The following is a 19,765-nucleotide window of genomic DNA, read 5'->3' as shown; positions in this document are numbered from 1 at the left end:
TCTACTCCTCGGCGGTTGTAAGGGGCGCCGAGAATAGCCCAAGCCGCTGCACCTTGCCGCTTACCAGTTGACTTCGCGCTCCGGTGTCGCCGAGATGTGGTGGATCGACAGGTCGGCGCCGTCGTATTCCTCTTCCTGCGACAGCCGCAGTCCGGCCACCGCCTTGAGCGCGCCGTACACCGCCGCGCCAGCCAGTGCGGCCCAGGCCACGCCCATCACGGTGCCGATGAGTTGCGCCCACACGTTCACGCCGCCGATGCCGCCCAGCGCCTGCGTGCCGAAGATGCCCGCCGCGATGCCGCCCCAGGTGCCGCACAGGCCGTGCAGCGGCCACACGCCGAGCACGTCGTCGATCTTCCACTTGTTCTGCGTGAGCGTGAACAGCTTGACGAAGATGCCGCCGGCCACGCCGCCCACCACCAGCGCGCCCAGCGGGTGCATCAGGTCGGAGCCGGCGCACACCGCCACCAGGCCGGCGAGCGGGCCGTTGTAGACGAAGCCCGGGTCGTTCTTGCCCATGGCCAGCGCCACCAGCGTGCCGCCGACCATCGCCATCAGCGAGTTCACGGCCACCAGGCCGGAGATCTTGTCGATGCTCTGCGCGCTCATCACGTTGAAGCCGAACCAGCCCACGCACAGCACCCACGCGCCCAGCGCCAGGAACGGGATGTTCGACGGCGGATGCGCGCTCAGCGAGCCGTCGCCGCGGTAGCGGTTGCGCCGCGCCCCCAGCAGCAGCACCGCCGGCAGCGCCAGCCAGCCGCCCACCGCATGCACCACGACGGAGCCAGCGAAGTCGTGGAACTCGTGGCCCGTCAGCGAGGCGATCCATTCCTGGATGCCGAAGTGCTTGTTCCAGGCGATGCCCTCGAAGAGCGGGTAGACGAAGCCGACGATCACCGCCGTGGCGATGAGCTGCGGCCAGAACTTGGCGCGCTCGGCAATGCCGCCCGAGATGATGGCCGGTATGGCCGCGGCGAAGGTCAGCAGGAAGAAGAACTTCACCAGCTCGTAGCCGCTCCTGGCCGACAGCTCGGTGGCGCTCACGAAGAAATGCGTGCCGTAGGCCACGCCGTAGCCCACCAGGAAATACACGATGGTCGAGACCGAGAAGTCGACCAGGATCTTCACCAGCGCATTGACCTGGTTCTTCTTGCGCACGGTGCCCAGTTCGAGAAAGGCAAAGCCGGCGTGCATGGCCAGGACCATGATGGCGCCGAGAAGGATGAACAGCGCGTCTGCGCCCTGTTTGAGTGCGTCCATTGGAGCTTCTTGCGGATTTTTGGTTTGAATTGGTGCGTCGCACCTGAATCAACCGGCGCGGCGGGCCAATGAAGCAAAAATGGTGCCTGAAAGCTCTCTGATGGTGCGAAATGAACCAATACCGGGCCGATCACGGCCCGCCGCGCACCGGATCAGGCCGCGCCGATGCCCGTGCGCAGGGCATCGCGATAGCGGCGACTGCAGGGCACGGTGGTGCCGTCGCGCATGTGCAGCCGGGCGTCGCCGCCGTCCAGCGGCTCGATTTCCTTGATGCGCCCCAGGTTCACTGCATGGCTGCGGTGCACGCGCACGAAGAGCGCCGGGTCGAGCTGGGCCAGGAAGTCGGTCAGCGTGGAGCGCAGCAGGTAGTCGTGGCCGTTGACGTGCAGGCCGACGTAGTTGCCCTCGGCCTGGAGCCAGTCGATGTCTGTGGCGGCGATGAGGAATTCGCGGCGCAGCTTGCGCACCAGGAAGCGTTCGGGGCGGGCTGGCGGTGGCGGGGGTGCGTCGGGCACGGAGGGTTCGAATCCCTCCGGTGCCGCCAGAGCCGGAATCGGGACGGGAGCCGGCGCAGTCACGCCCTCCTCCGGCGCATCCAGCACCCGCGCCTCCCCCTGCAGACGCAGCAGGAACAGCCGGTACGCCCAGATGCCGAACACGATGCTCGCGTACACCCGCACGTCCTTCAGGTACTCGTAGCTCCACTGGCCGGCCCAGTTCCAGAAGTCGTAGCGTTCGCCCGCCATGGCGTAGACCATCGACCGCAGCCCGAACATGCCTGCCACGTGCACCACGCTGAACACCACGCTCGCCACCAGGTGCCAGGCCAGGAAGCGCAGCAGATGGGTGCGCGCCAGCGGCGACAGCCGGCGCTCGACCGCCGCCAGCGCCGGCACCAGCAGCAACAGCACCAGGTGGCTCGACACCTCCCAGGTCGCGACCTCCCAGTTGGGCCGGGGCACGGCGCGCGTGCGCACGTCCATGATCGCCACCATGGTGCTGAACGCGGCCTGCAGCGTCATCAGCACGATCCAGAAAGCCACCTCCAGCGGACGGCGGATCGGCGCGTAGCGTTCGTACAGGTTCTTGCGGGGGTCTCCCATGGCCGGGATTCTCCCGAAAACGGGCCCCGGGACGGCTTTTCGGGGCCGGATTTCGTCCCCGCGGGCCACCGCTCGTCACAAAGCGGGAGCGATCCGTCCCCCGGCCGCGCCGCGCGGGGCGGCCGGGCCGAGCATGGCGGCCTTCCCGCTTCGAGGAGCCGCCCATGACCGCCGATCCCGTTCCAGCAATTCCATTCGACCACCGCCGCCACGACATCGACGCCCTGCGCGCGCTGGCCTTCCTCTTCGTCATCCTCTATCACGTGGGCATGTACTACGTGGCCGACTGGCCCTGGCACCTCAAGAGCCCGCACGCGGCCGAATGGCTGCAATGGCCGATGCGCATCCTGAACCTGTGGCGCATGGACCTGGTCTTCCTGATCTCGGGCGTGTCGCTCGGCTTCCTGAGCCGGGGCCAGGGCACCTGGGGCCTGCTGCGCAGCCGGGGCCTGCGGCTGATGCTGCCGCTGGCCTTCGGCATGGCGGTGATCGTGCCCTACCAGGCCTACGCGCAGGGCGTGGCCAACGGGATGGTCGCGCCGGGCTTCGGCGCCTTCCTGCTGCGCTACCTGTCGATGGCCCAGCCCTGGCCGAAGCAGGCCTTCGACGGCGCGGAGTTCGGCATCACCTGGAACCACCTCTGGTACCTGCCCTATCTATTTACCTACACGGCACTGGTCGCGCTGACGCTGCCGCTGTGGAAATCCGCTGCCGGCCAGCGGCTGCGCGCAGCCTTCAACGGCCTGCGCGGCTGGAAGCTGCTGCTGTTGCCGGTGGTGCCGCTGCTGGTCTTCACGGTGCTGCTGGCCTCGCGCTTTCCGGCCACGCACAACCTGGTGCGCGATTTCCACCTGCACAGCCTCTACTTCACGATGTTCCTCTACGGCTACTGGATGGGCGTGGACACCGGCGTGTGGAAGGAGCTGGAACGGCTGCGCCGCATGTCGCTCGCGCTGGCGGTCGCGGTGATCGCCGCCTTCATCGCGCTGCGCACCGGCATGAAGAGCCCGCCCCCGGGCCTGCTGATGGACACGCTGCGCATGCTCTACCTGTGGCTGGCCGTCGCGACCATCCTCGGCCACGGCCATCGCCACCTGAACCGCCCCTGGCCCTGGCTGCGCTGGGCCAACGAGTCGGTGTACCCGTGGTACGTGCTGCACCAGACGCTGATCATCGCCGGCGTGACCCTGCTGGCCCCGTTCGCGCTCGGTCCGGTCATGGAGCCCGCGCTGCTGGTGGCGCTGACGCTGCTGGGCTGCTGGCTGCTGACGGAAGGGCTGATCCGCCGCACCGACCTGCTGCGGCCGCTCTTCGGGCTGAAGCTCAGGCCGCGGGCTGCGCCTTCTTCGGCAGCGCGGAAGCAGGATCTTCGACCGGAACCAGGATTGCGTTCCCCGTCGCCACGAGCTTGAGCGAATCGGCACCCTCGCCCTGCGCATAGAGTTCGGCCGCCGCGAACACCTGCTTGCGCCCGGCCTTCACCACCCGCCCGCGCGCCACGAAGGCGCGGCCGATGGCGGGCGAGACGCAGTTCACCGAGAAATGCGACGCCAGCACGCGGCCCGCCACGGTGGCGGCCGCGTAGCCGCTCACGGTGTCGAGCATCGCGCCGATCATTCCGGCATGCAGGAAGCCGGCGTACTGGCCCATATCCTCCTCGCGCCAGTTCATGCGCAGTTCGGCTTCGCCGTTGGCAGCGCTGGTCACTTCGAAGCCGGCCCAGCGGTTGAAGGCGGCGGTCTTGTTGATGGCCTGGATGGTGTCGAGCATGGCGGTGTGTCCTTGTCCGGGGTTGGGTGGAAAGACGATGCAACCACTCTATGAAGCACGCACCGCATCCGCCGTCGCGCGCGCGACCGGAAACGCCGTGCCGGTTGCATTGGCGACAGCGCCGCCGGCTGCATGAAGTTTTTTTGACGATGCCTTAACCCCGATCGCCGGGGCCGCCCGTATGAGCCTGGGTCATTCATCACCTTCGCTCCAGAGGCATCCCATGAAAGCATCGACTTCCGCCCTCCTCCGCGCCACCGCCGGTGCCGCCGTCCTGCTGGTCCTGAGCCTGAGCGCCCAGGGTCAGGCGACTACACAACCCTCCACGGCAGCCACCGACTCGCGCATCACCCAGGTCAAGGTCTACCCCGGCAGCGCCACCGTGGAGCGCGTGGCGCGCGTCGCGGCCGGCGCGCGCTCGGTCACCTTCGCCTGCCTGCCCGCGGGGCTGGACGTGCAGAGCCTGCAGGTGTCGGCCGATGCTTCGGTGCGCATCGGCGAAACCTCGGTGCTCAGCGAGCAGCGCGAGCTCTCGGCACGCTGCTCGACCAGCCCGCTCGACGGCCGCATCCGCGAGCTCGAGGACCAGAAGGCCGCCCTGCAGGCCGAGAACGACGCGCTGGGCATGGTCACCGGCTACCTCAAGGGCCTGGCCGGCGGCGGCGGCGACGCCCCCGGCGCGCGCGCGCCGATGGACGCGCGCAACCTCGCCGCCATGACCGAGGCCATGCGCCGCACCGGGCAGGATTCGCTGCTCAAGCAGCACCAGATTCAGCGCAAACAGGCCGAGATCGACCGCCAGCTCAACCCGCTGCTGGCCGAGCGCACCCGCACCCAGGGCAACGGCGGCCAGGTGACGGCCGTGACGGTGACCCTGGCCGCGGGCGCCGACGCCGACGTCAAGCTCAGCTACCAGGTCAACGGCCCCGGCTGGACGCCCACCTACCGCGCGCTGCTCGACACCACCACGCGCAAGGTGCGCATCGAGCGCCAGGCGCTGGTGGCGCAGGCCACGGGCGAGGACTGGCGCGGCGTGAAGCTGGTGCTCTCCACCGGCCAGCCGCGACGCGAGACCGCCGGCCGCCTGCCCACGGCGTGGCGCATCGGCATCGAGCCGCCGCCGCGCCCGCTGGCGGAGATGGCCTACCCCGCCGCGCCGGCGGCGGCCATGGCGCCCTCGCCCATCATGGCCAGCAAGTCCATGGACAGCCGCGAGCGCCGGACGGAACCGCTGTTCGACGTGAGCGTGTTCGACAACAGCTTCGCCACCGAATTCTCGGTGCCGCAGGCCATCGACGTGCCCTCCAACGGCCAGCGCGTGACCATGGCGCTGGGCCAGCACGAAGATACGGCCAAGCTCGCCGCGCGCACCAGCCCGCGCGTGGACGCCAGCGCTTTCCTCGTCGCCGAACTCGACCAGCCCGCCGGCGTGTGGCCCGCCGGCCCCATGCAGCTCTACCGCGATGGCGCCTTCGTCGGCAGCGGCCGCTGGAACGCGCCCACCGATGCGCGCCTGACGCTTTCCTTCGGCCGCGACGAGCTGGTGCGCGTGCAGGCCGAGCCCGAGCGCGACAACCAGGGCACGGGCGGCTTCGCCGGCTCGCGCGCCGAGCGCAAGGTGCAGCGCGCCTACGTGGTCGAGAACCGCCACCGCACGCCGATCACCGTGCAGGTGCTCGAAGCCGCGCCGGTCTCGGTGGACGAGAAGGTGCGCGTGGCCTCGGAGTTCTCGCCGCAGCCCGCCGAACTGGCCTGGAACAAGCAGCCCGGCCTGGCCATGTGGCAGCTCGACCTCGCGGCCGGCCAGACCGCACGCGTGACGGCCGACTACACCATCGGCTATCCGAAGGACGCGCGGCTGCAGATGCGCTGAGCCGCCTGCTCCGTCAGAAGTCGAACCTGGCCGACAGCTCGAAGGTGCGCCGCGGCGCCAGCAGCACCTGCGAGGTCGCGCGGCCCACCCAGGTGGCGTAGAGCTTGTCGGTCAGGTTGCGCACGCGGAAAGTCAGCAAGGCGTTGCGCATCCTGTAGCTCACCGCCGCGTCGAGCGTGGTGAAGCCGTTGATGCGGATCTGGTTGGCGTTGTCGGTGTACATGTGGCCCGTGTGGTTCAACGACGCGAAGTACTCGAACTTCGATCCCTCGGGCCGGTAGGTCGCGAAGAGATTGGCCACCCGCTCGGGCACGTTCGGCGGCGTCTTGCCCACGCGCGAGACGCCGCCGGCCTCGATCAGCGTGTCGTAGCGCGCATCGAGCGCGGCGAGGTTGCCGGCCAGCGTCCATTCACGCGTCGGCCGCCACACGGCCGAGAGCTCCACGCCGCGAGAAGACTGCCGCCCGTTGTTCACCGTGTTGCGCGCATCGTTGGGGTCGCGCGAGAGCACGTTGTCGAGCTCGATCCTGTAGAGGGCCGCCGTCCACTCCAGCTTCGCCTCGGGCAGGCTCTGCTTGAAGCCCACCTCGGCCTGCTTGCCGCGCGACATCGGAAAGGCCGCGTTCGACGCCGAAAGCAGGAAGAGCGAGTTCACCGGCAGCGTCGCGTTGGTGTACTGCGCATACACGCTCGAATCCGGCGTGATGTCGTACACCGCGCCGATGCGCCCCGAGGTCGAGCGGTAGCTGGTGCCGAAGCGGGAGTAGCTGCCCAGGTTCAGGTCGGCGATGCTGCGGTCGACCTCGGTGCGGTCGTGGCGCAGGCCGCCCACCAGCGTGAGGCCGCGCACCGGCTTGATCGCGTCTTCCACGAAGGCCGACGCGACCTTCACGTTCGACGTGGTGTCGGTGCGGTTGCCCGCGCCCGTGGTGAGCGCGAGGCTGTCGTTGAAGGGTGCGATGTACGGGTCGAACACCGGCACGCGCAGCAGGTTCGCGGTGGCGGCACTGCCGTTGGAGAAGCGGCGCTGGCTGCCGAAGCGCGTCTCGCTGTATTCGCCGCCGGCGACGAAGCGGTTGTCCATGCCGCCGAGCGTGCCCTTGTGCGTGGCATCGAAGCGGTTCAGCCAGAAGTCCTGGTCGTGGGTGATCAGCGTCTGGTCGCGCGCGATGCTGGCGGGCGCAACGAAGACCGCGCTCTCGGAGTTGCGGAACACGCGGTTCGCCTTGTTGGCCGAGAACTCGTTGCGCCACGACCAGCCGCCGTCGAGCTGGCCCGTGAGCCGCGCGCGCAGCCAGTAGGTTTCAGACGAGTTCTCGTCGTCGGGCACGTTGTAGTTGCTGCGTGCCAGGCGCCGGTCGATCACGCGGCCGTCGGGCGTGCTGACCACGTTGGTCGGCTGCGTGGCGAAGCTGGCCGGCACCAGCGGCGTGCCCCAGTAGGCCTGGTTGTTGTCGCGCAGGTAGTCGAACGAAAGATCCAGCTTCACCGAGCCGCCGAAGTCGACCATCAGCCCGCTGGTGAAGTGGTCGATGCGCTCGCCGTTGCGCGCGATGGTGCCCACCTTCGTGTCGTTGCGGCTGTAGTCCAGCCGGTAGGCGCTGGCATCGCCCAGCGCGCCGCCGAAGCCGAATGCAGCGCGCGTGGAGCCGTAGCTGCCGTACGAGAGCAGCGCCTCCTTGTTCGGGTTGCTGCGGTCGGGCCGCTTGGTCACGAAGTTGACGACGCCGCCGATGGCACCCTCGCCATCGAGCACCGAGGCCGGGCCCTTCAACACCTCGATGCGCTCGTAGTTCCAGGTGTCCTGCACGCGGTTGGTCACGCCCGCGCCGGAACTGCGCACGCCGTCGTACAGGTACATGAGGCTGGTGAAGCCGCGCGTGGACAGCGTGGTCGGCGACGACGGCGGCCCGCCGCCCGAGAGGCCCGCCATGCCGCGCAGCGCCTCGCTGAAGGTGCGCGCGCCGCGCTGCTGCATGGTGTCCTGCTGCAGGATCTCGACCGAGGCCGGCGTCTCGCGCACCGAGAGGCCGAGGCGCGAGGCCGTGCCGCTCGACTCCTCCAGATGCAGGCCGCTGGCGTCGCGGCTGCCTTCGACGGTGATGGTGCCGAGCTCGCCGCCGCCGGCCTGCTGCGCGTACGAAACCTGGAATGCGGTGGCTGCGGCCATCGCCATGGCCGTGCGGATGAGGGTTGTCATTGGATTGATTGCAAGGAATTGCGGGAAGAAAAGAAAAGCCGGGTGGCCGCTAGGCGACCGAGAAGCGCCGCAGCCGCCACGCCGCGAGGCCGAACAGCAGCAGGCTGGGCACCAGCAGTTGCATCACGGCGATGGCCGCCTGCTCGCGCACGAGGCCGGCGGACTCTTCCTGCCAGGCGAATGCGGGAATGCGGTCGAACTCGGTGGGCACCAGCGCGTCGCGCGCGTCGATGCGTGGGGAGAAGAAGCGCTTCCAGGCCTCGTGATAGGCGACGGTCTGGGCCTCGAAGCGCGCCTGGCGCCGCGTGCCGGTGCCGGCCAGCGCCGTCATGCCCTCGTAGGCCACTGCCGCCGGAGACACCGCGCTGAAGCGCGCGAGCAGCGCCTGCTGCCCGGCCTGCTGCGCGTCGAAGCGGTCGAGCTCGGGCTTGATGGCCTCGTCGACTTCCTTCTCGATCAGGTAGTTGCCCAGCGCACGGCCGGCGATCTCGACCTTGCCGTCGCGCGGCACGAGGATCGCGCCGCGGCCCACGTGCCGGTAGTCGGTGCTCATCAGGTCGGCGTGCCGCTTCATCGCCTCGGCGGTGACGATGCGCTGCCGCGTGGCCAGCTCGGTGCGCGATGGCGCGGGGCTGGCCTGCGTCACTGCAAGGTTCAGCAGCACCGGAGCCACCAGCACCAGCAGCACCCAGGCGATGACGAGCACCATCGCGTTGGTCGCCGACGAGGCGCCGAAGGCATTCACCGCCACCACCAGCGCGAACCAGAAGAGCACGTACGCCCCCACCAGCAGCGCCCACCACCACAGGGCGGCACCCGGCGAGCCGGCCAGCCCGGCCTGCCGCGCCACCAGCAGCACGGCCACCGGCAGCAGCACGGCGGGCCCCAGCAGCACCGCCGCGCGCACCGTAAGCTTGCCGGCGAGCAGCGTGCGCAGGCGCAGCGGCTGCGACAGCAGCAGCCTCAGCGTGCCGTTCTCGCGCTCGGCCGAGAGCAGGTTGTAGCCCAGCGCGAAGATGAGCAGCGGCAGCAGGTAGACGATGACGAAGGCCAGGTCGAAGTGCCCGCTCAGCAGGTGCCAGGGGCTTTCGATGTCGCTGGGGTTCATGAACACCACGCGGCTCTGGTTCGTGACCTTGAACTGGCTCGGATAGAGGTCGCTCTGCCCCAGCGCGAGCGGGCCCAGCGGCGCGGTCGGCAGGATCGCGTGCTGCCCGCCGTAGCCGCTGGCCATGCGAGAAGGATCGGCCGGGTTCTCGAAGGGCGTGGGCTGCGCGGTGCCGGCGAGGATGCTTTCGAGCAGCGCGCGCTGCGCCGCGCGCGTGTCGCGGTCGGCCTGCGCGACAGCCGCCTGCGCGCGGTCGCGGCTCGCCGTCTGCAGCAGCCCGTTGCCGAGCGCATAGGCCACCAGCAGCAGGAACAGCAGGCCGACGGCCCACAGCGTGCGCTCGGCGAACATCAGGCGGCATTCCTGGCGCATCACGGCCAGCAGCCGGCGGCCCTGCGGCGGATCGACGATGGAAACGGGAACGGAGGAGGAAACCGAGGAAGAAGTGGTCGTCGTCATGTACGGCTTGCCTCAGAGCGCGCGCTGCCGCGAGGCGGTGAATGCCGCGAAGGCGGCGGCCAGCAGCAGGCCCGCGCACAGCACGGCGAAGCTGCGCATCTGGTGCATCAGCGCCCAGGCCGCGCGCGGCGGCTGGTAGTCGAAGGGCGGCACCGTCGCCCACAGTTCGGGCGTCGCCTGGTAGGCGAAATGCTGGTCGCCCAGCGGGTCGGCGTGCGCCACCAGGTCTTCGCTCATCAGGTCCTGGATATGGCGGCGATGCAGCTCGGCGGCGGTGGTGAAGCTGCGGTGGTGCGCGAAGTCGGTGCCTGCCATGCCCATCGAGAAGCTGCGCACCGCGAGAACGGGCACCAGCAGGCCGCTCCATTCCTGCACCGCCTGCTGGCGCTCCCAGGTGTCCCACAGGCGGCCGTAGTGGCGGTCGTACACCGGGTACGAGGCCTGGTCGTCCAGGCGCAGCGCGATGCCCCACTTGCTCAGCGGCACGTCGCGCCCCCAGCGTTCGGTGGAGCCGAAGTTCTTCTGCCACACCTCGTCGGACACGGTCTTGAGTTCCGCGCCGAGCTGGCGGTTGAACTCCAGCCGCGTCGGGCTCGGGAACCATGCGCGCGACAGCTCCGAGAGCACGCGCGGCGCCATCACCGCCTGAGCGATCCAGATGGCCAGCAGCAGCGTGATCGCCATGCGCGAGGTCGAGCAGGCCGCGGAAACGCCGAGCACCAGGAACACGAAGATGCCCAGGTACACGGCATAGCCGACGGTCCAGGCGCCCAGCCTGAGCAGCGCGTCGAGCCGCTCGCCGTCGTCCGCGCCGGCCCCCACGGCGATGGCCGCGACAAGCCCCGCCGGCACCAGCAGCACGGCCAGCGACGCCGTCAGCGCCAGCGCCTTGCCGCCAAGCAGCCGCAGCGGCGACACGCCCAGGCTCAGCGTCTGCCGCAGGATGCCTTGCTCGCGCTCGGCCGCGAAGGCGTTGAAGCCCAGCACGATCACCAGCAGCGGGCCGAGCACCTGCAATATCCAGCCGACCGAGAGATTGCCGAAGCGCTGCAGGCCGGTCGCGTCCTGCGCCGCGTTGAACTTCACCTCGCTCTGGCGATGCGCCTGCAGCCACACGGTGCTGCCGATGAAGAGGTTGATGCCCGGATCGATCATCGACAGCACCGCCTCGGGCTTGAAGGCGTGCATGCCCTGGTGCGCGGCGTCGTGCGGATGGCGGCGGTCCTGCCGCAGCCAGTCGCGGTAGTCCATGGCCTGCGCGGCGCGCTGCTCGGCCTGCGCGTCGCGCTGGTGCGCCCAGCCCACGGCGAGCGCGGTCAGCAGCAGCACCGCCACCAGTCCACCGGCCCAGTGGAGGCGCCCGTCGCGCAGGCGTTCGAGGAATTCGCGGCGTGCGATCCAGTTCACGAGCTGCATGTCATGCCCTCATGTGCGCCAGGTAGAGGGACTGCAGGTCGGTGCGCGCGATCTGCGCCTCGCCGTCCAGGCTCTCGACGAGGCGGCCGCGCTTCATGATCCCGACGCGCGTGGCGGTCTGCTGCGCGTGGAACAGGTCGTGCGTGGTGGTGAGCACGGCCACGCCGTTATCGGCGGCGCGGCGCAGCAGGCCCGAGAACTCGCTCGCGGCCTGCGGGTCGAGCCCCGAGGTGGGCTCGTCGAGCAGCAGCGCCTTCGCCTGCTTGGCCAGCGCGACCGCGATCCACACCTTCTGTCGCATGCCCTTGGAGTAGGCCGACACGCGCCTGTCGGCCGCTGCATGGTCCAGCCCCACCTCGGTCATCAGCTCCAGCAGCCGCTCGCGCGGCAGCTCGCGGCCCAGCGCGAGCCCGGCGAAGAAACGCAGGTTCTCCAGCCCCGAGAGCGGCCCGTACAGCGTGACCTGCTCGGGGATGTAGGCCACGTGCTGCTTGGTGGCCACCGGGTGGCGCACGACGTCGATGCCGTTGATCTCCACCGTGCCGGAGGTCGGCTCGACGAAGTTCAGGAACAGGTTGATGGTGGTGGTCTTGCCCGCGCCGTTCGCGCCCAGCAGGCAGTAGATGTCGCCCGCGCGGATGTCGAGGTCGAGGCTGTCGAGCGCGGTGTGCGCGCCGTATTGCTTGGTGAGGCCGGTGGCTCGGAGCATGGAGGAAACCCGGTGAATGGAAGGACGAACGGGACGCGCGCAGGCACGCACCGGCGCACGCGCGCCGAGGCGGTCAGTCGATCGTTCGTTTGTTCGGTGTTGGGGAGATTCGGGCGCCGGCTCTTCAGTCGCCGCGCCCCTCAGCGGCGCATGCGCTCCTCAGCGCTTGTGCCTGTTCTTCGCGCCGCCCTGTCTGGCCTTGAAGCGCGGATTGGACTTGCAGATGACGTAGGTGCGGCCGCGCCGCGTCACCACCTGGCAGTCGCGGTGGCGCTTCTTTGCTTCTTTGAGCGAGGACAGGACTTGCATGATCGGATCGGAACCAGAGGATTCGGACCCGCGACTATACGTTATTGAGAATTCATTCTCAATAAATTGAAAGCCGGATGAAAGCCGACTGGTCAGTGCGCCTTGTCGGCCGCTCCCGAGCAAGACGCGCACACCCCGTGCAGCGTCACCTCGTGGCTGCTGACCTTGAAGCCCTCGGGCACCAGGTCGTCCATCGGCCCGGGGCAGGAATGCAGCATGTACACCTGCCCGCAGCTGGAGCAATGGAAGTAGTGATGGTGATGGTCGGCGTGCTTTGCGCCGCGGCCCGCCTTGCCATGCGCCTCGGGCTTGCACGCCACCTCGTAGCGGGCGGGCTCGCCGGGCAGCTCGACCTTGGCGATTTCGCCGTCCGCCAGCAGCAGCGAGACCTGGCGGTACACGGTCGAGAGGCTGATCTCGGGAACGATCTCGCGCGCATGCGCCAGGATCTGCGGAGCGGTGAGGACGCGGCCTGCGTCGCTGAAGGCGGAGAAGACGGCGTTGCGTTGACGCGTGAGACGTTGCATCTGGAGTCGGGTTGCTGGCGATGGGCTGGCTGTGGGCTGGCGTGGGGATGACCGGTCAGCCTACGGTGCCGACAACGTTCCCCTGCGGGTCCCTGATTGTCGTCTTCTGCACCTTCCAGCGCACGGCGCCAAGACCCTGCACCTCGTAGGTGCCGGCGACCGGCCTCAGCGTGCGGGCCAGCTCGCGCACCGTCGCATCGGAAAGCCGCAGCGTGAGTTTGCCGTCTTCTTCGGAAACGCTGTCGGTCTCGCCGTGCGCGAAAACCAGCGCCCGCTCGCGGCTCGCGAAGTGGAAGTCGCGCCCGAAAGGCAGCCGCAGCGGCAGCAGCGCGACCAGCTCGTCGACCTGCCGCGCGCCCAGCGTGATCTCGGTGACCGGCGCGCGCAGCAGCCGCTTGCTCGTCTCCCAGCCCAGCACTTCGGTGAAGAGAAAACCGCTGGACGAGCCCTCGCGCGCCGCGCCCTCCTCCACGCGCCCGCGCACTTCGGCATCGTCGAGCAGCGAGGGCCGCCCGAGGTCGGTCACCCACAGCGGCATCGCCGGCTGCAGCGCATCGAGCAGCCGGCGCGTGTCCCAGCGCTTGCCCGCGCGCTCCTCGTCTTCCGTCAGGCCCACGACCTGGATGAAGCTCACGCGGCCGTGGGGCGTGTCGATGGCCGGCAGCTCGGGATCGAACACGAAGCCCATCGAGCGGATCAGCGTCTCGCGCTCCAGCGCGATGGGACCGTTGGCGGTCATCCAGTGGCCGTCGTCGAACACGTTGCCGCTCTTGAACACGTAGCGCGCGAGGTTCTGCAGGAAGTTGATGGCCCATGCGGGCGGTTCTTCGTCCTCCGGCTCGCAGGCGAGGCGGAAAGTGAGTTCGAAGCCGTAGCCGCTGGTTTCGGCGACCTCCGACTCCTTGGTGTAGAGCTCGCTGAGCCCGTAGCTCAGGTAGTGCCAGTGCGGCACCGGCTCCATGCGCTTCCACACGCTCACGCCGTCCAGCGGATCGGGCCCGCCGAGCATCCACTTGATCACCGTGCCGTAGTGCTTCGGCTCCTGGCCGGGGTAGAGGCGCTCCATGGCGGCGGTGATGGCGTCCCAGCCGGGCGAGAGTTCGTCGTCACCGTCGTCGTCGTTGCCTCGGTCCTGCGCTGCTTCGGTCATGTCGCTCCTTGCGATGTGGATGCGGCGAGCCTACACCGCGCCCCTGACGCTCCCGATGCCCCGGCCGTCCTCAGGCAGATGTCAGGCCCGCATGGCATCCTCGTGCGCCGGACAGATAGCTTTTCCCTGGAGAGAACAAATTGAGATGGTTCCATCGGCGGGATGCGCTGGTACTTTCTGCCGCATGCGCCGCAACCGCCCTGCTGGCCGCCTCGGGCTGCGGCCAGTCGCAGGATGCGCCCGCATCCGCCCCGACAGCGCCGCCCCAGCCGGGCAGTATCGAGATCACGCAGGCCGACATCGACTGGTTCCGCCGCAGCCACGCCGAGTGGGTCGGCTGCGAATCCGGCGCGCCCGCCATCGTGCCGCCCGACATGACGCTCGAGCAGTTCGGCGACGTGCTCGACGGCGGCAGCTCGCCGGTCTTCGACCGATTCGTGAACGTGGCGGCCGCCTTCTTCCTGCACGCGAGCTTCGTGGCCGGCCACTACGCCTTCCAGCCGCCCTTCGAGAAGCGCGCGGCCTTCGACGTGACCGAAGAGCACATCCGCCTGCTGCAGCACGCGAACTGGAGCAGCTTCGTCATCGACTGCAAGCGCCCGTACGGCGACTTCACGCACTTCGAGATCGACATGGCCGACATCCTCGGCCTGCCCATCACCAAGGACGCCAAGGGCTACGCGCAGATCGGCAAGGAGGCGGAAAAGCGCATGAACGCGCTGCACGCCGACGTGCTCCCCACGCTGCAGGCCTACATCCGCTTCGCGCGGCTCAGCCCGGGGCGCTACGTGGTACCCGGACGCGGCATCGCGCAGACGCGCGGGCGGCCGCTGTGCAGGCCGGTGTCGGCCACGCGCGTGGCGATGTATCAGCGCGCGCTGCAGGCGGCCGGCCCGCGCTCCGACTCGCGCAGGGTCGCGGCGCTCGACGAGGCGGCGGCCGCGCTGTTCGCGCTGGACTGAGCCGCGGCCGATTCAGCCTTCCGGCGCCGCCTCTGCCTTCGGCTTGCCCTTCTGCTTGCGCGCGGCCTTCTTCGCCGCGCGCTCGGCGTCGGCGCGCTGGCCGTCGGCCAGCCACACGGCGAACTCCCCGGGCGTCTCGAGGGTGATGCGCCCGAGGTTGCCGGCGCGGAACTCGTGCATCACGATCTCGGCGGCCTTCTGCAGGTTGACGCGGCCCTTGCCCAGCAGCGCGCCGCGCTTGCGGCCGATGGTGTCGAGCAGGGCTTCGTCCTTCATGCCGGCCATGGTCTCGGCGTCGAGCTCCACGAGCTTGAATCGCGCGGCCAAGCCGGCGGCGTAGTTGGCCTTGAGGTAGCCGAGCAGTTCCAGCGCCACTTCCTCCTCGTCGAAGGCGTTGCGCCCCACCGCGCCACTGGCCGCGAGGTTGTAGCCGCTCTTGGGCACGATGATGCGCGGCCACAGCATGCCGGGCGTGTCCCACAGGTAGAAGTCGTCGGCCAGCGTGATGCGCTGCTCGAGCTTGGTGATGCCAGCCTCGTCGCCGGTCTTGGCCTTGCGCCCGCCAGTGAGCGTGTTGATGAGGGTGGACTTGCCCACGTTGGGAATGCCGCAGATCAGCACCCGCATCGGCTTGGCCAGCCCGCCCCGGTTGGGCGAGAGCTCGTGGCAGGCCTTCACAATCTGCTGCGCGGGCGTGGTCTGGCTCGCGTCGAGGGGAATGGCGCGGGTCGCGGGCAGCGCGTTGTAGTGCGCCAGCCAGAGCGCGGTGCGCGCGGGGTCGGCCAGGTCCTGCTTGTTGAGCACCTTCAGCGTGGGCCTGCCGGCCGTGAGCTCGGCCAGCATCGGGTTGGCGCTGGAGCCGGGCAGGCGGGCGTCGAGCAGCTCGATGACCACGTCGATGTCCTTCACCCGCTCGGTGATGGCCTTCTGGGTCGAATACATGTGACCGGGGAACCACTGGATCGCCATCGGTGGGCTCTTCTTTCTTTTCGCGCTGTCTCTGTGAATTCGGGTGGGCGGCAGGGCCGCCGGGGCGCATTGTGGACCGGGAACCTGAACGCAAGCTGGTTGCTACGCTTTCGATAGCTGCAGGCGCGCATTCTGCCTCCGCTTCGGGATTGTTCGCTCCTAGAATCCCTTCGCTGCCGAGGACAGCGATCCCGCAGCGATTCCAACAACTCCGAGGGAAATCCACAAATGCTCAAGCGCCTTGCCGCTGCCGCCCTGCTGGCAGCCACCGTCGTGCCCGCGTCCATCACCGTCGCCCATGCCCAGCGGCCCTCCCCGCCGCCCGGCCCGCTCGTCAGCGGCTACCTGTGCTGCAACATGCGCACCTACGGCGATTCGATCAGCGACATCAACTACGACGAGCAGGGCACGAGCATCGTCGCCGTCGGCACCCCGGCGCGCATCACGGCCTACGACTTCCGCTGGTTCAGCCTCGAGCTCGCCGGCAAGCAGCAGCGCATCAAGAACGACTACAGCCGCAACATCCCGTTGCCGGCCTTCGCGCAACGCTACGTGGTGACCGCCGACCCGAAGCAGAAGCTGGCGACCTTCCCCGCGCCGGTGCGCGAGGCCATCCTCGCAGGCAAGGTGATGCCCGGCATGACCCGCGAGCAGGTGCTGATGGCCATCGCCTACCCGGTAGCCAGCGAGAACCCCAGCCTCGACGCCCCTGTGTGGCGCTACTGGCGCGACAGCTGGTCGGAGTTCCAGGTGCAGTTCGACGAGAAGGGCCTGGTGAAGACGGTGGTCGGCGACGCAGTGGCGCTGAACCGCGTGTTCATCGCCACCCCTGCGGCCGCGGCTGCGCAGCCTTAAGTTCTCGCGCATTGCGCGTGTCTTGCACACACGCGCAATCCCTTAGAGTTTTTTGCGCCGCGCGGTCATTCATCGCCCCTATGATTTGAGCGAGTGCGGCGCCCGAGCGTCGGTCGAATCGAAAACCCTTCATGGAGTTGCACACGATGAAACCCGTCTCCGAACTGCTCAAGCGCCATGATTCCGCGGCATGGCGCACCTCCCCCGACACCAGCGTGTTCGACGCGCTCTCCATCCTGGCGCGCTTCGAGGTCGGCGCGCTGATGGTGATGGACGGCGAAAGGCTGGTGGGCTTTCTCTCCGAGCGCGACTACACCCGCAAGGTCGCGCTGCAGGGCAAGAACTCCAAGGAAATGAAGGTGCGCGAGATCATGACGCCCGACGTGATGACCGTGACGCCGCACACCCGCACCCGCGAGTGCATGGCGCTCATGAGCCAGCGCAAGTTCCGCCACCTGCCGGTGGTCGATGGCGACAGGGTGGTCGGCATGATCTCCATCCAGGACCTGATGGACGACATCATCTCGGACCAGGAAGCCACCATCGAGCAGCTGACCACCTACATCCAGAGCTGATTGGGGCCTGCCCGTCGCGCGGGTAGGAACCAGACCTACGGCCCGCCCGGCGCCGCACGGTGCAAAGTGGGCCTTCGTTCATCCATCCAGCGAGGATATTGCATGCAGATACAGGTCAATACGAGCAACGGCATCACCAACAAGGACGCGCTGGAGCGCTGGGCCGACACCGAGATCAAGCAGAACCTGGGCCGTTTCGTCGACGACGTGACGCGCGTCGAGGTGCACCTGAGCGACGAGAACCACGACAAGGCCGGCAGCGGCGACAAGTGCTGCGTGATGGAAGCGCGCCTCGCGCACCACCAGCCGCTGGCGGTGACGCAGCACGCGGCCAGCCTCGACGAGGCTTTCCGTGGCGCCTCCGACAAGCTCAAGCGCCTGATCGAGAACACGCTGGGACGGCTTCACAACCACCGGGACAGGGGTTCGATCCGCACCGACCCAGGCTTCATCGCCGAGTAGCGCCGCTTCCGCGCTTCCTCGGCGCGGGCAAGGGTTCCGCGGCAATGAGCGGCGGGCGATGCCCGCTGGCCATCCACTCGTCGTAGAAGTCGATCTTGCGCTCGACAAGCGACAGCGCCCTCTTCCACTCGGCGATGGTTTCGTTCACGCGCTCGCGGTGAGCGGCGAGCATGTCGCGCCGCTCGCGCAGCGTGGTCTTGCCCTGCAGCGCGAGCGCGGTGTATTCGCGCATCTCGGCGATCGACATGCCGGTGCGGCGCAGCCGCTCCATCAGGTCGAGCCAGCCGACATGCAGCTCGACATAGAGGCGCCGGCCGCCCTCGTCGCGCGCCACGCCGGGCACGAGCCCCTGCGTCTCGTACCAGCGGATGGCGTGCACCGTGCGGCCTGTGCGCTTGGCCAGTTCGCCGATGTGGAAGGGAGAGCCCCTCTTGGTGGCTTCCTCAGCCGGCATGGACAACGGCCGGAGGCTGCAGCGCCTCCTGCACCAGCGCGGTGTCGAAGTATTCGGTCAGCTCTTTAACCTTGCCTCCTTCGAGTCGGTAGACGTAGCAATAGCGGTTGTTGTAGCGCTTGCCGGCCTTGGTGGGCACGTCGCCGCTGAAGAGCACCACCACCCGGTCACCCTCGGCGATGATGCGCTCGGTCCTGCTCCTGTAGGGCGCGGCGAACTGGGCGAAGAGCGGATCCAGCAGCTCCTCGCGGATCGCCTTCTTGCCTCGGTAGGTGCGCGACCAGGCGGTGCTGCCTTCGAGCTTCCAGCTCGCGTCGTCGGCGAGGCTCTCGACGAAGGGCCGGCCGTTGCCCTTGTCCAGCTCGTCGTGGATGTGCTGGACCAGGGCCTTGTTTTCGATCGTGTTCATGGCTCGATTTCCTTGCTTTGAATGAATGAACCGGAGATCCGGTGAATTCATTGGAAATGCTCGAGTGCGCTCAAGGTCAAGCGCGCCATGAACACGGTGCCGGGCCGAACCGGTGGTCAGCCCCGCTTCGCGTTCGCCATGCCCTTGGCGACTTCGTTGGCGCCCTGGGCCGCGCCGCTTTGCGGCACGACCTCGCCTTCGCGGTCGGTCACTTCCGGCAGGCGCGCCGCCAACTGCTCCGGCGTGTCGGCCTCGATGCCCAGCCAGGCGCCCTGCGTCAGCGTGACGTGCGCGGCCTCGAAGGTGCCGGCGCCCGCGCAGAGGACGGTGCGGTTGGGCGCGTCCTGCCCGGCCAGCACCAGCATCGCCGGCACCACCGCCTCGGGGCGGAAGGCTTCGAGCATTTCCTTGGGGAACAGGTCCTCGGTCATGCGGGTGGCCGCCGTGGGCGCCAGGCAGTTCACGCGGATGTCGTTCTTCGCGCCCTCGATGCTCAGCGTCTGCATCAAGCCCACCAGCGCAAGCTTGGCCGCGCCGTAGTTGCTCTGGCCGAAGTTGCCGTACAGGCCCGACGAAGAAGTGGTCATCACGATGCGGCCGTACTTCTGCTCGTTCATCAGCGCCCAGACGGCCTTGGTGCAGTTCACGGCGCCCATCAGGTGCACGTCGACCACCAGCCTGAAGTCGGCCAGGTCCATCTTGGCGAAGCTCTTGTCGCGCAGGATGCCCGCGTTGTTCACGAGGATGTCGACGCGGCCCCAGGCGTCGACCGCCTCCTTGACCATGGCCTGCACCGCCTCGAAGTCGGTCACCGACGCGCCGTTGGCAATCGCCTCGCCACCGGCCGCCTTGATCTCGTCCACCACCGCCTGCGCGGCGCTCACCGAGCCGCCGGAGCCGTCGCGCGCGCCGCCCAGGTCGTTGACCACCACCTTCGCGCCGCGCGCGGCCAGCGCCAGCGCATGCTGGCGGCCCAGGCCGCCGCCCGCGCCGGTCACGATGGCCACGCGGCCCTTGAAATCGAGGTTGCTGCCGTTGCTCATGTCTCTTTGTCGCCTTCCATGGGAGTTGCCGTTGTTCGTTGCCGCGCCGGGCTTGCCTTGCCCGGGCGGCAGCGTGGCGTTTTACCCCAGAAAGCGGCCGCGGGGCAGCTTCGGCGCGGCGAGCCCAGTCGCCAGCGTGTCAGCGGCGC

General features: G+C 68.9%; 20 protein-coding genes. 6 read left to right on the top strand and 14 right to left on the bottom strand.

Annotation, left to right across the window (positions count from 1 at the left end; all coding sequences use genetic code 11):
* Positions 1-60: 60 nt before the first annotated feature.
* Positions 61-1,263 carry an ammonium transporter gene (locus ABL844_RS10940; RefSeq protein ID WP_418131252.1) on the bottom strand — a complete coding sequence of 401 codons (1,203 nt, stop codon included), beginning with the start codon at positions 1,261-1,263 and terminating at the stop codon, positions 61-63.
* A gap of 152 nt (positions 1,264-1,415) precedes the next feature.
* Positions 1,416-2,366, bottom strand: coding sequence for a LytTR family DNA-binding domain-containing protein (locus ABL844_RS10935; RefSeq protein WP_418131251.1), 951 nt, complete (start codon positions 2,364-2,366; stop codon positions 1,416-1,418).
* 164 nt (positions 2,367-2,530) lie between these two features.
* On the opposite strand from ABL844_RS10935, the gene ABL844_RS10930 reads away from it, so the two are divergent.
* Complete coding sequence (locus ABL844_RS10930; protein WP_418131250.1) at positions 2,531-3,778, top strand: acyltransferase family protein; 1,248 nt, start codon at positions 2,531-2,533, stop codon at positions 3,776-3,778.
* Here ABL844_RS10930 and ABL844_RS10925 read toward each other — a convergent pair.
* Positions 3,690-4,136, bottom strand: a complete 447-nt coding sequence (locus tag ABL844_RS10925; protein ID WP_418131249.1) for a PaaI family thioesterase — start codon at positions 4,134-4,136, stop codon at positions 3,690-3,692. The genes ABL844_RS10930 and ABL844_RS10925 overlap by 89 nt on opposite strands.
* 223 nt (positions 4,137-4,359) lie before the next feature.
* Here ABL844_RS10925 and ABL844_RS10920 point away from each other — a divergent pair, with 223 nt between their 5' ends.
* Complete coding sequence (locus ABL844_RS10920; protein WP_418131248.1) at positions 4,360-6,009, top strand: DUF4139 domain-containing protein; 1,650 nt, start codon at positions 4,360-4,362, stop codon at positions 6,007-6,009.
* Between the two features lie 13 nt (positions 6,010-6,022).
* Here ABL844_RS10920 and ABL844_RS10915 read toward each other — a convergent pair whose 3' ends face one another.
* The 7 genes from ABL844_RS10915 to ABL844_RS10885 form a co-directional block, all read right to left on the bottom strand.
* Complete coding sequence (locus tag ABL844_RS10915; RefSeq protein WP_418131247.1) at positions 6,023-8,209, bottom strand: TonB-dependent receptor; 2,187 nt, start codon at positions 8,207-8,209, stop codon at positions 6,023-6,025.
* 49 nt (positions 8,210-8,258) lie between these two features.
* Complete coding sequence (locus tag ABL844_RS10910) at positions 8,259-9,776, bottom strand: ABC transporter permease subunit (protein ID WP_418131246.1); 1,518 nt, start codon at positions 9,774-9,776, stop codon at positions 8,259-8,261.
* A gap of 12 nt (positions 9,777-9,788) precedes the next feature.
* A complete protein-coding gene (locus ABL844_RS10905; RefSeq protein WP_418131245.1) occupies positions 9,789-11,192 on the bottom strand; it encodes an ABC transporter permease subunit in 1,404 nt (467 codons plus the stop codon).
* A 1-nt stretch (position 11,193) separates the two neighbouring features.
* On the bottom strand, positions 11,194-11,901 hold the full coding sequence (locus ABL844_RS10900) for an ABC transporter ATP-binding protein (protein ID WP_369658768.1): 708 nt from the start codon (positions 11,899-11,901) through the stop codon (positions 11,194-11,196).
* A gap of 159 nt (positions 11,902-12,060) precedes the next feature.
* Positions 12,061-12,210, bottom strand: coding sequence for a type B 50S ribosomal protein L36 (gene ykgO / locus ABL844_RS10895; RefSeq protein ID WP_019654976.1), 150 nt, complete (start codon positions 12,208-12,210; stop codon positions 12,061-12,063).
* 92 nt (positions 12,211-12,302) lie between these two features.
* Entirely contained in the window at positions 12,303-12,737 is a 435-nt protein-coding gene (locus ABL844_RS10890) for a Fur family transcriptional regulator (RefSeq protein ID WP_184636289.1), read from the bottom strand.
* Between the two features lie 55 nt (positions 12,738-12,792).
* Positions 12,793-13,887: a suppressor of fused domain protein gene (locus ABL844_RS10885; RefSeq protein ID WP_184636287.1), complete on the bottom strand. Its 1,095-nt coding sequence runs from the start codon at positions 13,885-13,887 to the stop codon at positions 12,793-12,795.
* Between the two features lie 140 nt (positions 13,888-14,027).
* On the opposite strand from ABL844_RS10885, the gene ABL844_RS10880 reads away from it, so the two are divergent.
* Entirely contained in the window at positions 14,028-14,849 is an 822-nt protein-coding gene (locus tag ABL844_RS10880) for a hypothetical protein (protein ID WP_418119840.1), read from the top strand.
* Between the two features lie 12 nt (positions 14,850-14,861).
* Here the strand turns inward: ABL844_RS10880 and ylqF are convergent, their stop codons facing one another.
* On the bottom strand, positions 14,862-15,818 hold the full coding sequence (ylqF, locus tag ABL844_RS10875; protein ID WP_369658772.1) for a ribosome biogenesis GTPase YlqF: 957 nt from the start codon (positions 15,816-15,818) through the stop codon (positions 14,862-14,864).
* 228 nt (positions 15,819-16,046) lie between these two features.
* Between ylqF and ABL844_RS10870 the strand changes: the two genes are divergently transcribed.
* From ABL844_RS10870 to ABL844_RS10860, 3 genes are all read left to right on the top strand, one after another.
* The gene (locus tag ABL844_RS10870) at positions 16,047-16,673 is read left to right on the top strand and encodes a cell envelope protein SmpA (RefSeq protein WP_369658773.1); all 627 of its coding nucleotides are present in this window, start codon (positions 16,047-16,049) and stop codon (positions 16,671-16,673) included.
* A gap of 146 nt (positions 16,674-16,819) precedes the next feature.
* Entirely contained in the window at positions 16,820-17,248 is a 429-nt protein-coding gene (locus ABL844_RS10865) for a CBS domain-containing protein (RefSeq protein ID WP_126024199.1), read from the top strand.
* A gap of 102 nt (positions 17,249-17,350) precedes the next feature.
* The gene (locus tag ABL844_RS10860) at positions 17,351-17,710 is read left to right on the top strand and encodes an HPF/RaiA family ribosome-associated protein (protein WP_418131244.1); all 360 of its coding nucleotides are present in this window, start codon (positions 17,351-17,353) and stop codon (positions 17,708-17,710) included.
* Here ABL844_RS10860 and ABL844_RS10855 read toward each other — a convergent pair.
* The 3 genes from ABL844_RS10855 to ABL844_RS10845 all read right to left on the bottom strand — a co-directional run bounded on the left by ABL844_RS10855 (position 17,697) and on the right by ABL844_RS10845 (position 19,616).
* The gene (locus ABL844_RS10855; RefSeq protein WP_418125279.1) at positions 17,697-18,164 is read right to left on the bottom strand and encodes a MerR family transcriptional regulator; all 468 of its coding nucleotides are present in this window, start codon (positions 18,162-18,164) and stop codon (positions 17,697-17,699) included. The genes ABL844_RS10860 and ABL844_RS10855 overlap by 14 nt on opposite strands.
* Positions 18,154-18,573, bottom strand: coding sequence for a nuclear transport factor 2 family protein (locus ABL844_RS10850; RefSeq protein ID WP_418131243.1), 420 nt, complete (start codon positions 18,571-18,573; stop codon positions 18,154-18,156). The genes ABL844_RS10855 and ABL844_RS10850 overlap by 11 nt, the downstream gene beginning before the upstream one ends.
* A gap of 116 nt (positions 18,574-18,689) precedes the next feature.
* Positions 18,690-19,616 (bottom strand): SDR family NAD(P)-dependent oxidoreductase, encoded by a 927-nt coding sequence (locus ABL844_RS10845; RefSeq protein ID WP_418131242.1) that lies wholly within the window; start codon positions 19,614-19,616, stop codon positions 18,690-18,692.
* Positions 19,617-19,765 lie beyond the last annotated feature (149 nt).

It is taken from the genome of Variovorax sp. 278MFTsu5.1, assembly GCF_048305045.1.
Lineage (GTDB): Bacteria > Pseudomonadota > Gammaproteobacteria > Burkholderiales > Burkholderiaceae_C > Variovorax > Variovorax guangxiensis.
The sequence above is the reverse complement of the archived record's forward strand: the minus strand, read 5'-3'. Positions and strand labels throughout refer to the sequence as shown.

Excerpts from the sequence above, each read along its gene's own strand:
- ABL844_RS10925 (WP_418131249.1), bottom strand. The coding sequence starts at position 4,136 with ATGCTCGACACCATCCAGGCCATCAACAAGACCGCCGCCTTCAACCGC.
- ABL844_RS10860 (WP_418131244.1), top strand. The coding sequence starts at position 17,351 with ATGCAGATACAGGTCAATACGAGCAACGGCATCACCAACAAGGACGCG.
- ABL844_RS10850 (WP_418131243.1), bottom strand. The coding sequence starts at position 18,573 with ATGAACACGATCGAAAACAAGGCCCTGGTCCAGCACATCCACGACGAG.
- ABL844_RS10890 (WP_184636289.1), bottom strand. The coding sequence starts at position 12,737 with ATGCAACGTCTCACGCGTCAACGCAACGCCGTCTTCTCCGCCTTCAGC.
- ABL844_RS10930 (WP_418131250.1), top strand. The coding sequence starts at position 2,531 with ATGACCGCCGATCCCGTTCCAGCAATTCCATTCGACCACCGCCGCCAC.
- ABL844_RS10845 (WP_418131242.1), bottom strand. The coding sequence starts at position 19,616 with ATGAGCAACGGCAGCAACCTCGATTTCAAGGGCCGCGTGGCCATCGTG.
- ABL844_RS10870 (WP_369658773.1), top strand. The coding sequence starts at position 16,047 with ATGCTCAAGCGCCTTGCCGCTGCCGCCCTGCTGGCAGCCACCGTCGTG.
- ykgO (WP_019654976.1), bottom strand. The coding sequence starts at position 12,210 with ATGCAAGTCCTGTCCTCGCTCAAAGAAGCAAAGAAGCGCCACCGCGAC.
- ABL844_RS10915 (WP_418131247.1), bottom strand. The coding sequence starts at position 8,209 with ATGACAACCCTCATCCGCACGGCCATGGCGATGGCCGCAGCCACCGCA.
- ABL844_RS10920 (WP_418131248.1), top strand. The coding sequence starts at position 4,360 with ATGAAAGCATCGACTTCCGCCCTCCTCCGCGCCACCGCCGGTGCCGCC.
- ABL844_RS10855 (WP_418125279.1), bottom strand. The coding sequence starts at position 18,164 with ATGCCGGCTGAGGAAGCCACCAAGAGGGGCTCTCCCTTCCACATCGGC.
- ABL844_RS10910 (WP_418131246.1), bottom strand. The coding sequence starts at position 9,776 with ATGACGACGACCACTTCTTCCTCGGTTTCCTCCTCCGTTCCCGTTTCC.
- ABL844_RS10940 (WP_418131252.1), bottom strand. The coding sequence starts at position 1,263 with ATGGACGCACTCAAACAGGGCGCAGACGCGCTGTTCATCCTTCTCGGC.
- ABL844_RS10885 (WP_184636287.1), bottom strand. The coding sequence starts at position 13,887 with ATGACCGAAGCAGCGCAGGACCGAGGCAACGACGACGACGGTGACGAC.
- ABL844_RS10900 (WP_369658768.1), bottom strand. The coding sequence starts at position 11,901 with ATGCTCCGAGCCACCGGCCTCACCAAGCAATACGGCGCGCACACCGCG.
- ABL844_RS10865 (WP_126024199.1), top strand. The coding sequence starts at position 16,820 with ATGAAACCCGTCTCCGAACTGCTCAAGCGCCATGATTCCGCGGCATGG.
- ylqF (WP_369658772.1), bottom strand. The coding sequence starts at position 15,818 with ATGGCGATCCAGTGGTTCCCCGGTCACATGTATTCGACCCAGAAGGCC.
- ABL844_RS10935 (WP_418131251.1), bottom strand. The coding sequence starts at position 2,366 with ATGGGAGACCCCCGCAAGAACCTGTACGAACGCTACGCGCCGATCCGC.
- ABL844_RS10905 (WP_418131245.1), bottom strand. The coding sequence starts at position 11,192 with ATGCAGCTCGTGAACTGGATCGCACGCCGCGAATTCCTCGAACGCCTG.